The 10,920-nt window shown below is 72.4% G+C and carries 3 protein-coding genes; all 3 read right to left on the reverse strand.

Annotated features, from left to right (window positions below):
* Positions 1-173: 173 nt before the first annotated feature.
* Genes FRANEAN1_RS26720 through FRANEAN1_RS26730 form a run of 3 tightly spaced genes read right to left on the reverse strand, consistent with a single transcriptional unit; the run spans position 174 to position 10,902 of the window.
* Positions 174-5,270: an ATP-binding protein gene (locus FRANEAN1_RS26720; RefSeq protein WP_020462880.1), complete on the reverse strand. Its 5,097-nt coding sequence runs from the start codon at positions 5,268-5,270 to the stop codon at positions 174-176.
* On the reverse strand, positions 5,267-6,922 hold the full coding sequence (locus FRANEAN1_RS26725; protein WP_020462881.1) for a hypothetical protein: 1,656 nt from the start codon (positions 6,920-6,922) through the stop codon (positions 5,267-5,269). The genes FRANEAN1_RS26720 and FRANEAN1_RS26725 overlap by 4 nt, the downstream gene beginning before the upstream one ends.
* A complete protein-coding gene (locus tag FRANEAN1_RS26730) occupies positions 6,919-10,902 on the reverse strand; it encodes a protein kinase (RefSeq protein WP_020462882.1) in 3,984 nt (1,327 codons plus the stop codon). The genes FRANEAN1_RS26725 and FRANEAN1_RS26730 overlap by 4 nt, the downstream gene beginning before the upstream one ends.
* Positions 10,903-10,920: the final 18 nt, after the last annotated feature.

Consider the following 10,920-nt stretch of genomic DNA (forward strand, 5'->3'; position numbering starts at 1 on the left):
CTGAGGGCTGTCGGGGCGCCACGGGTCAGCGGCCCGGGTCGGTGTGGTCGGCCGCGTAGGTGATGGACGCACGGGTCGACCAGAACGGCCATCGCCTGGGCTCGCCGGCGGCGAGCCCAGTGCACCGCAGGTGTTGAGGCGGCGGCCGGATCGGCCGTCGCGGCGCTGACAGGTCAGGCCTCGGGGCGGAGCATGCGGGTGCGGCGGGCGACGGGCATGTGAGGGGTCTGGATGTAGGCGTTGCCGACGGGGAGCTGTTCGAGCTCCTCGGAGAGGTCCTTGCCGGTGCGGGTGCGCAGGAAGCCGGCGGCCTTGCGGGACTGGGGGTAGTTGACCCGGTAGATGATTTTGGTGCCGGCGTTGGCGAGGACATCGGGGTGGAAATCGTCGATGCCCTGGCTGGCGACGATGACGGCGACGCCGAACTTGCGGCCCTCCTTCATCAGCCGGGGCAGGGTCGCGTCCTTGGCGAGGCGGTGCGCCTCGTCGAGAACGATCGCGAGCCGCAGTTCCCCGGTCTGGCCCCAGGAGAACATGTCCTTGTAGATCTTGCGGAGCAGGAACGCGCCAGCGGCGACCTGTGCCTGCTCCACCTCGGCGAAGCCGTGCAGGTCGACGACCAGGCCATCCCGGATCAGGTCCTGGACCTTCACCCCGGTGTTGTCGGTGAACAGGCCGTATTCGAGCAGCGGGCGGCAGCGGGCGAGCACGTTCGCCACACCGCGCTCCTTCTCCAGCGCCGCGATGGAGCCGCGCACCTCGTCAAGTGTCGGGATACCACTCGGCGGGATGAGCTGGCCGTGGCCGTGCGCCTCGTAGCCGCTGATCAGCGCCTGGTAGACGACGTCGCGCTGGATGTCGCCCAGCCCGCAGACGTAGGCGAAGATCTCCGAGATCGACAGCGCGTTCATTTTGTACGCGTGCCGCCCGCCGGCCTCGGTCAGCTCGAACGGCGAGAACGGCAGCCCGGCCGCCGCGTCGTGCACCCGCAGCGACGACGGGCGGCGCGGGTCGGAGCTGAACTGGCCGTGGAAGTCGATGACCAGCGCGGGCAGGCCACCGTCGGCGGCGCCCTGCAGCAGCCGGATCGTCGTCTCCGACTTCCCCTGCCCGGGGATGCCGAGAATGAACAGGTGTGGGCTGCCGATCGTGCCGGCCTCCCAGACCACCTCCTCCTCCGGGGGCAGCGTCTTCCCGACCCGCACCCGGAGGACCTCCGGCTGGCCCGCGGGCTGACGTGGCGCGTCGGGCCCGTTCTCGACCGACACGCCAGGCGTCTCGGCCGGGCCCAGAACAAGGATCTCCGGATCGGGGGTGTCTGTGCCGAGGGTCGCGGCGGTCAGCGTGCGGATGCGCGTCTCGCCCATGGTGAACTCGTCCACGCCGTCGCCCCGCTGGACGACGATGTAGCCGCTGTGCTGGTAGGAGACCGCCGGGTCGGCGGTGTCGAGCCGGTCGATGCCTTCCTGCATCCGGCCGAACGCGACCGCGTCGGTGACCAGGCCGCGCCGCGCCGCGCGCCGCAGGTAGTACCGCAACAGGGTGGCGAGCCGGGTCCGCTGCAGCGGCCGGTCGATCCGCGCCGGGTCGGCGAAGAAAAGCCGCTGGACGACGTCGACGGTCGCCTTGACCTGGGCGTCGATCCCGCGGGCGAGGTCCTCGCTGTCGAGCATTCCGCGCGACTTCACCTCGACGGCCTCGATGTGCAGCCGCCGCCCCGGGAACCGCACCAGCAGCAGGTCGCACCGACGCGCCTTCTCGCCATTGGCACCGCCACGGTGGGCACGCGGCCCGAACAGGTCGAGATGCGCGTCGACCGGGATGACGATCGTGTCGGCGAGCTCGCCGCGCCGGCGCAGATGGGAGACGACGGCGGCGAGCGCGACCGCCTCCTTGGCGCGCTTGTCGTCGCCGGTCGCGGCGAGAATCAGCCGACCGGAGACGAGCAGCAGCTCGTCGACGACCGACGACACCGACTCGCCGGGCTGTTCGAAACCAAGCTCGGTCATCGCATGCAGGAACATTTTCTCGACGTCGGCCCGGTGCGCCGTCGTGATGGCCATCTGGTGGCCGAGGCCGTCGAGGAACTCGGGCGCGTAGTCCAGGATGTAGCGCCGCCCGCCGAACGCCCGCCGCGACGGGTCGTCGAACAGATCCAGGCCGAGGAACCGGTCCAGGACGACAACCCAGTCGCACCGGTCATGCGCGAGGTCAAGGACCCGCCGGGTGTCGCCGTCGACCTGGATCCGGATCCGGGCCGTCGGCGCGGCCCGGTCGCCCCGCACCGCCGGCATGGTCCGCTCCGGGTCCACCGCGAACGCCTGCGGCAGGGAGGGCGGCACCGTCCTGGTATGACGCACCAGTACCGTCGTCTCGAGGTCCGCCGGGTCCGCATCATGGTCCGTTGAGTCCGACCCGGGATCCGCCGGGTCGACCTGACCGGCGCCGTCCGCGCCGGCCGAGAACAGACTTGAGACAGCCTCGGCGAACCGGCGGTGCAGGTCGGTGACCGGCGCGGAGTCCACACCGCGCGCCGTGGGGAACTCGATCCCCACGTACCAGACCAGCTCGGACGGGTCCCGTCTGGTGACCAGCTGGGTGATGAGCCCACGGAACGAGACGCTGCCCCCGCTGGACTCGGCGACGCCCAGGTGCAGTTCGGGACGACTGACGTCGGCGAGCACCGCCAGGTGCGCGTCACGTGCCGCCTCGATCGCGTCCAGCGGGGCGGCGGAGATCTCCAGCGCCGGGTCGAGGAAGCCGCGGCCCGGACGGGCCCGGTTGTCGGCGATGTCGCGCTGCAGCTCGCGCAGGCCGGGCAACGGGTTCGTCTCCGACGCGCCCTCGCCGAACGCCTCGATCCAGATGTGCGGCGCGGTGGCGGCCTCGTCCTCGCCCGGCTCGCGGCCGGCGGCGTTGTCGCCGGGTTCGGCGGTGACGGCTCGCAGCGCCTCGCCGAGAAACGCGCCACTGCCCGGATTGGTCGCCAGGATCCGCAGCCGCTCGGGACCGCGGTGGGTGTCCCGGTAGAGCCTGATGCGGTCGGCCAGCCGAGCGGGCGGCACCTCGCCTACGCTGACATCGGCACTCGGCAGCCCGAGCGCGGTCACCGTCTCGCTGACGGCCGTCGCCGGGTCGGGCTCGTCGACCGGCAGGTACAGCCCGTAGAGCAGCCGCAGGTTCTGCGCGAACACGTACGGGGCGCCGTCCGGGCCGGCGAGCAGGAACGGCACCCGGGCGGGCGACAGCCTGCCCAGCAGGTCGACGTCGACCTCGTCGCGGCGGTCCTTCGGCGCCAGCACCCGCAGCCTGGTACGCCACGCCTCCAGTTCGGCGTGGTAGCCGAGGTACCAGGCGACCCGCAGCGGATGCGTGGGCAGCATGACCAGCGCGTCCACCGGGTGGCGCCGTCCGAGGCGGATCCGCAGCCGAAGAGTGTCGATCGAGGTGAGCGCGCGCAGGTCGGCGGCGCCGGAGTCCCGGCGCAGGATCCGCCCGTAGGCGGCGGTGTACTTCGCCCCCAGCGCGGCCAGTTCCTCGGAGAGGGCGGCTACCTCGAGCAGGCCGCGACCGGGCTGGTTGCGGACCGCCTCGAAGAACTCCCGCCGGGCGGCGAGGAACGCCCTGCCCGCGCCCGACGGCCAGCCGGGGCCCACCGCGGCGGCGGCCGCCGCCGCGAACGGCTGCCCGGCGCCCACCTCCGCCTCGTACCGGCCGACGTTGTCCAGCTCGGCGAGTGCGCGGGCGGAAAGCTCGCGCAGCGGCGCGCTGACCCCGATCCGGGCGACGTGCGTCCTGCCGCCCCGACCGAACCGCAACTGCAGATAGGCCAGGTCGGCCACCTGCCAGCCCTCGGACGTCTCGACGTCCGAATCCGCGCCCGCCTGCTCGGCCCGAAGCCGCGCCACCGGCAGGGAGATGGCGGTGTCACGCCGGACGGCGGTGCTTTCCGGCGGCGGCGCGTCGTCGAGCGCGAACTCCTGGCTGGTGGCCTGGGCGAGCTTCTGGCCGGTGGCCTGGGCGAGCGCGCCGTCGCGCAGCCGTAGCACCTGGTTGTTGCGGTCCAGCGCGCTGACCCGGACGGTCACCACCGCCGGCACCCGCTCGGCGCCCTCGGTGTCGACATTCACCGTCAGCCGGTGGCTGTGCTTGCTGCCGGCGACCTTCGCCGCGGGCAGGGTGACGTCGAAGTCGGTCTCGTTGCCGTAGAACTCCTCTGACGGGACGATCTCCACCTGCCAGCGGGCCACGTCCTTCGGCCTGGTGGGCTCCGTCGTCCAGGTGACTTTCACGAAGCCGCCGCGGGCAGAGCAGGTCGGGACCGCGCCGTCCGCGCCCGCGCGCAGGCCGGTGCCTGCCGCGATGATCCCCTCGGTGTTGGCGAACGGCTCGATCTGCAGGGCCACCAGGTCGCTGTCGACGGGAAGGTCCAGCGGCCAGCGGTTGAAGGCCAGGTCCGCGTTGTCGTCGGCGGCCAGGTCGCGCAGCCAGGCACGCTCGGACAGCCGCGGCACGGCGACGAGGAACCGCTCGATCGCCCGGTAACGCTCGTCGTCCTGGCGCAGCGGGCAGTCGGCGAGCCGGGTGCGCGCGTCCTTCTGCGAGCGGCCCGGCTTGACCAGAGCGGTCACGCACTGGGCGTTCGCGTCGAGCCGGGAGACGAACGACGCGCCGCCCTGGTCCGGGATCAGGCCGAGCAGGTGCAGGTGCGTTCCGGCGACGTACTGCGCGGCCCCGGCGCCGCCGGCGACCGGGTCGGCCGCGGCGGCGCCGACCGCGAGCAGGTACTCGGCGCGGGCCTGGCGCGAGCGCGGGAACGCGCCGCGGCGCACCGTCGCCTGGACCTGGCCGAACAGGTCCCGCAGGGGACGGTCCAGCCGGTGCAGCGCGTCCCGGACGATCTTGGCGAACAGATCCTCGATGTCGATCGACTCAAACGAGTTCTCCAGGCTGCTGGCCGCCGGGCTGTCGGTGCCTGCCGGCACGAGCAGCAGCAACGCGGCCGACTTGCGGTTACGCAGCTCGATCGCGCGCTCTGGGGAGATGACCGCGTCGTCGTCGCTGACCGCGGCGCCGAGGACGGCGACCACGCATCCGCCGCCCACCGCGGTTTCGGTAAGCGCGTTCGTCACCGCGTCGCGTACCGCGTGGCAGTCGTCGGCGCGCAGGTGGTCGAGCCGCATGCAGCGGCCGGGGGGAGCTGCGCGCAGGAAGTCCGTCACCAGCCGGTTGGCGACCCGGGTGGCCAGCAGTGGGCTGAGATCGGTCATCGCCGCGCTCCAGCAAGAGGATTGATCACATACTGGGCGTTGAAGTCGTCGGCGAGGTCCGCGAAGAAGCCCATCTGGTGCAGCCGCCCGGTGAACGCCGTCAGGTTCTGGCTCGCGACCGCGCGTGCGGACGCGTCGTCACGCGCGGCCGGCGGGTGGTGGATCAGCAGGCCCCAGCGGTGCTCCAGGGTGTCGAGCAGGTCGGCCAGTCGCATCCGGGGCGTCGGCGCGCCGGTCACCGGGTCCATCAGCGTGGTCAGCAGCATGGTGGTGAGCAGCTCGTCGGTCATCGCGTACCGCCACGCCCTCCGGCCGCGCAGGTTCCCGCGCAGCAGGCCCGCCTGCTTGCGCAGGCCCCCCGTGTTCCAGAACCAGCTGCCGGCGCTGGTGACGGCCTTCGCCCCCTGGGACTGCCGGATCGCCGCGAGCAGGACGTCCAGCTGCGACCCGCCGGGCGCGAGCGCGGAGAGCTCCGTCCTGGCCTCGTCCTCGGGCATCCGCATCTCGGCCCTGGTCGTCTCGATGATCCGTTCGATGTCCAGGCCGGCGCGCCACTCGACGTACTCCAGGCCGCGGATCCCGACCAGGGCGGCAAGCCAGTCCGGGCCGCGCCTGCCCTCCACGTACGGCCGGAGCCTCTGCTCACTGCTCGCGTACCGGTCGAGGGTCTTGAGCAGGATCATGTCCTCGAAGTAGGCCGGTAGCCGTTCCAGGTCGCGGTCGACGCACTCGCCGGCCAGCCGGTCGGAGTCGCCGCCCGTCTGGCGGGTGAAGTCGACGTAGATCTCGGTCCGCGCGGGATGCAGGTCGCGGCTGAGGTCGGTCGGCGGCGGCCCGTCCGCGCCGCCGCGGCACAGCTCGCCCACCACGCTGAACAGCCGCAGCGTCGTCGTGAACAGGCCGATGTTGAGCAGCGCGGCCAGGTGACGCGCGAGCGCGATCGTGGGCAGCCGGTTGCGGTAGACGGTCAGGAAGTCGAGCAGCAGATCGCCGAGGGAGATCATCACCCCGGGCATGACCGGGCTCCAGTCGAGATCGGGCCTGCTGGCCAGGACCTTCCCGGGTTGAAAGCCCTCCAGGTAGTAGAGGCTGAGCAGCACGTTCGCGTCGAGGTCGTCGGTCTTCCCGTCGAAGGCCGGGACGAAAAGCGAGTCGATGGCGACGCCACGGCCGAACGCCTCGCGGAACAGCCGTTGCAGCGTCTGCTCCGGGTCGGGGGCGCCCCTGCGCAGCAACGCCTCCTTCAGCAGCCGGTAGACGACCAGATGCACCTTGCGGTGCCGGGCGCCCTCGACCGGCAGGCCGGCCCGGTAGGCGCCGATGTGGATCGGCTGGACCGCGGCGAGCTGGACGTCCCCGCGACCGCGGCCGCTGTGACCGAGCCGGACGACGCTGCTGTTGACCCACTGTTCCAGCACCGCGCGGCCGTGCTCGTCGGCGAAGCCGCGCAGGTTCGGATGGGCGGCGAGTGCCTCGACGTACCGGCCCGGGTCCTTCGGGTCGGCGTTCGACCGGGAGAGCCGGCGGCCCTTCGTCTCCACCATCTCGAACAGCACCGGCAGGAACCGGTCGACGTCGAAGTCGTTCAGCTCGACGCCGGTCAGCTTGTCGAACTGGTAGGAGCGCAGCTCCTTGGGCATTCGCAGTGTCATCGGGCGTCCCGCAGCAGTTCGATGGTCGTTCCGGTCACCTTGATGACGTTCCGCTGGCCGTTGGGCTCGATGATGATCACTCGGCTCGCGGGCTGGAGGGTGAGGCTTGCGCGGAACAGGCCCAGTTCCTCGAGCAGCGGCGCGACCTCGGTGTTGGTCGGCAGGAGGCCGGCGTTCGCGCGCATCAGCAGCTCGAACAGGTCGACGTCGACCGGCAGGTCCGCCTGGCCGGAACGGTGCCGCAGCACGACGATGTCGGCCGCCGTCTCGACGAACCGGTCGTCCACATCGGCCACGACGACCTCGAACTCGTCGGCTGGCAGTACCTTGACGACCGCGCCGCCGTCCTCGGAAGGCTCGCCCACCGAGACCGCGACCCCGTCGCCGTCGTAGCCGACCGGCCCGACGCAGCGCGACAGGCCGCGCAGCAGCTTCGACACCACCGCGGTCCGGCGCGCCGCACCGTCGGTGCCGGGGTCGGGGCCGGCGCTGGTGAGCAGGGCACGGAACTCGTCGAGGTGCCGGTACGGGCCGAGGTGGTCGACGGCGTCGAGCTCCGCGTCGGTCGCGGTGAAGTAGCGCAGCCGCTTGGCGCGGGCGATGTCCGCGGTGGAACGGGTGCCGGGTGCGAGCCACCGCTCCACCCGCGGCGCCGGCACCGCCGCCGGGTCAAGGCTGCGCCACTCGCCGAGCAGCCGGTCGTGCCCGGCCGCGGCGTCGAACGCGGCCGCGCTGAAGTGCCGTTCCGGGCGGGCGGGGTTCCCGAAGCCGTCGCCGAACTCGTCGTGGATGTCGGCGCATCCGAGGTCGACGGTCACCAGGTAGGCGAGCGCCGAACGCAGGTCGCGGATCGTGGGACGCCGGCCACGACGCAGGTGCGAGGTGAGCACCAGCCGGTGCAGCCGCTCCTGGACGCGCCCGTCGCGCAGGCCGCGGGCGTTGGCCGCGATCGGGCAGCGGTGCTCGGCCGCGCAGCCGCCGCACGGCGCCCACAGCTCGTCGGTGAGCAGCGCGTCGAGCATCCGCACCGTCAGCGAGCCGGCCGCCAGGCCCACCGACGCCATCGACCGGCCCTTGAGGTCGATCCGCAGCACTCCCGCGGCGTCGGCAGCCTGGCCGCTGCCGCTGCCGTCGTCGCCGCCGCCGCCGCCGAGCAGCTTCGCGATCTCCGGGTAACGGTGGGCGTCGCGGTCGAAGAAGTCGAGAAGGCGGCCGTCGTTGGCGGCAAGCAGCGCGGTGTAGCGGCCAGCACCGGACTGGTCGTTCAGCGGGTCGAGCGCGCGGCGCAGCAGCTGGTCCGCCGATATGCCCTCGTGCGACTCGCTGGCGTCGTAGACCGAGGCGAACTCGTGCCCGTCGAGCGTCATCCGCCAGCCGGCCGCGTCGCTCTCCAGGACCCGGGCGCCGCGGCGGCGCAGCTCGACGCCGAGCCGTTCCAGGAAGGCCGTCTTCCCGTCGCCCGGGTTGCCGCTGAAGACGACCAGCCGTGGCCGGCCGTCGATGATCCGCGGCATCAGCTTCTCGTCGAGACGGGTCGGGATGTAGGTCTGGTCGGCGAAGTCCGAGTCCAGGCCCCGGTTGCCCCGGTTACCGAGCCTGCTGTTGCGGAACAGCTGGCGGACCTCGTCGACGGCCGGATTGACGACCAGGCCGCGCTGGGCCGAGACGGCTGGCGGCACCGGCACCGTCGTAGGCGTCACCGTCGCCGTCGTGGGCGGCGGCGTCACCGTCACTGGCGAGCCCCCCGCTGGGATGGCCGGCGTTTCCGGAACCGTGCCCGCCGGCGGCAGGGAGGGCGTAGGCGGCTCGAACGCCGCCTCGATCGCGTCACGGAACTTGGCGGCGGAAGGGAAGCGGGTCGCCGGGTTCGGGTCGCCGGCCCGGGCCAGCACCTCCAGGAACATGGTGCCGGTGGTGCCCGCCGCCTCGGCCTCCGCCGGCGTCGGTGGGACGAGAAGGTACTTGTTGCGGTTCCGTCCCTCGACCGCGTACGGCGCGCGGCCGACCAGCGCCTCGAAGACCAGGACGGCCAGCGAGTACAGGTCCGCCGCCGGCGACCAGGCGCCGTCGGCCGCGATCTCCGGCGCCTGGTACGGCGGTGTGCCGACCAGGCTGTGCGCGTCGGCCTCGGCTCGGGACGCGACCCCGAAGTCGATCAACGTCGCCCGGTCGTCCGCATCGACGATGATGTTGTTCGGGGACAGGTCGCGGTGCAGGACGTCGCGGTTGTGGGCGTACTCGAGCGCGTCGAGGATGTCGGCGAGAATCCTGCGGGCGGCGCCGAGACTGCCGCGCAGCCTCGGCGCGAGCTGGGCGACGGTCCTGCCCTCGACATACTCGGAGATCAGCGCCGGGCCGGGCGGCTCGAGCAGGTAGTCGTGCACCCGGACGATCCGGTCGTGCTTGAGCCTGTGCAGCAGGACGAACTCGCCGCGCAGGTTGTCCACCAGCTCGGCCGACTTCATGATCTTGAGCGTGTGGTGCATGTCGAACGCCCGGTCGATCATGAGCCAGGTGGTGGCGGTGGCGCCGTCGCCGAGCTGGCGCACCAGCTCGTACTTGCCGATCTTCACACCTGGTGCGAGACGCACCGCGCGCTTGCGCTCCTCGGCCAGGTGCGCGGCCAGCAGGTCCGCGACCTCGCGGGCCGACGGGCGGTCCTGCGGCATCGACGCGAAGCACGCGTTCAGCGCCTCGCGGACCCGGTCCGGCAGCGACGGCGGCGCCTGCGGCTCGCGCGGCGGGTCGGACTGGCGCAGCTCCCACCAGTCGAGCAGGCACAGCGCCAGCGAGTAGACGTCCGACGGGTTGATCGCCAGGTGCGCGGTACGCCGGCATTCCGGCGCCCGGAACGGCCCGCCGTCGTGATCGACGTCGTCCGCGTCGAGCACCGTGCGCGCGTCCGCGATCTTCGCGATCAGGAAGTCGGAGAACACGACCCGGTTCGTCTCCGGCGTCACCCAGACCCGGCTCGGGTGCAGCGCCCGGTGGGTGATGCCCGCCGCGTGGATGTCGGCGAGCCCGGCGAACGCGTCCGCGGCGACCGTGGCGAAGGTGGCCGCCGACGGCTGCCTGCCGGCCCGGATCAGATTGCGCAGCGTCTTCTGCTTCGGGCCCGGCGGGTGCATCGGAGCGACCCACATCTGGTCGTCGTTGACGCCGAAGTACGGGTCGACGGGGAACACCCGGTGCAGGTGCGCGAGGCGCTGCAGCGCGTCGTACTCGCGCAGGATCAGCCTGTCGCTCTCCTTGAGCTCGGCCTCGGTGAGGCCCTGGCGCTCGTAGGTGATCAGCACCCGCACCGAGCCGCCCGGGTGCCGGCCGACGTAGCGGCGGCCACGTGGCGTCGGCTCTATGTTGCCGACGATCTTGTAGGCGCCGAGCGTCTCCGGCGTCTCGGGCCTCGGCCTGAGGCCGGTGACGACGGACAGGACCGCGTCACGGAACGGGGCGAGGTCGAAGTACGCCGCGACCGAACGGTCGATCTCCGTCAGGCGCTTCTCGCAGCCGGCCAGCCGCACGACCTGGCTGGCCGCTCGCGGGTCCTCGATCTGGAACGTGGCCTCGGGCGAGGACATCACGACCAGCGGGTGGACGAGATGGAGCTGCCTCTGGCCGGGCGGCGCCGCGCTCCTGAGCGCGGACGCGAGCGGCTTGTTGAACCGGTTGAGGTTGCCGGCGAGGATCCGCGCGACGCCGACGGCCTGGTTGATCGGATTACCACGCTCTTCCAGGGTCCTACGCTCGTACCAGCGCTCCTCGGTGCCGATCAGGTCGACGCGCCAGGACTTCTCCTCGATGACGGTGACACTGTTCGGCCCGACCACGATGAAGTCGGAGTCACGCGTACCCGAGCCGGCGACGAGCTGGCGGCCGCAGACGACCGTCCACCGCTCGTCCAGGTGGTCACGCAGGTAGACGGCGGTCGCCTCCTCACCCGGCCCGCTCCACGGACCATGGACGACGATCCTCGCCCCCATAGCGCCCGCCCCCTCCTG

Source organism: Parafrankia sp. EAN1pec (assembly GCF_000018005.1).
Classification (GTDB): domain Bacteria; phylum Actinomycetota; class Actinomycetes; order Frankiales; family Frankiaceae; genus Parafrankia; species Parafrankia soli.

Excerpts from the sequence above, each read along its gene's own strand:
- FRANEAN1_RS26725 (WP_020462881.1), bottom strand. The coding sequence starts at position 6,922 with ATGACACTGCGAATGCCCAAGGAGCTGCGCTCCTACCAGTTCGACAAG.
- FRANEAN1_RS26720 (WP_020462880.1), bottom strand. The coding sequence starts at position 5,270 with ATGACCGATCTCAGCCCACTGCTGGCCACCCGGGTCGCCAACCGGCTG.
- FRANEAN1_RS26730 (WP_020462882.1), bottom strand. The coding sequence starts at position 10,902 with ATGGGGGCGAGGATCGTCGTCCATGGTCCGTGGAGCGGGCCGGGTGAG.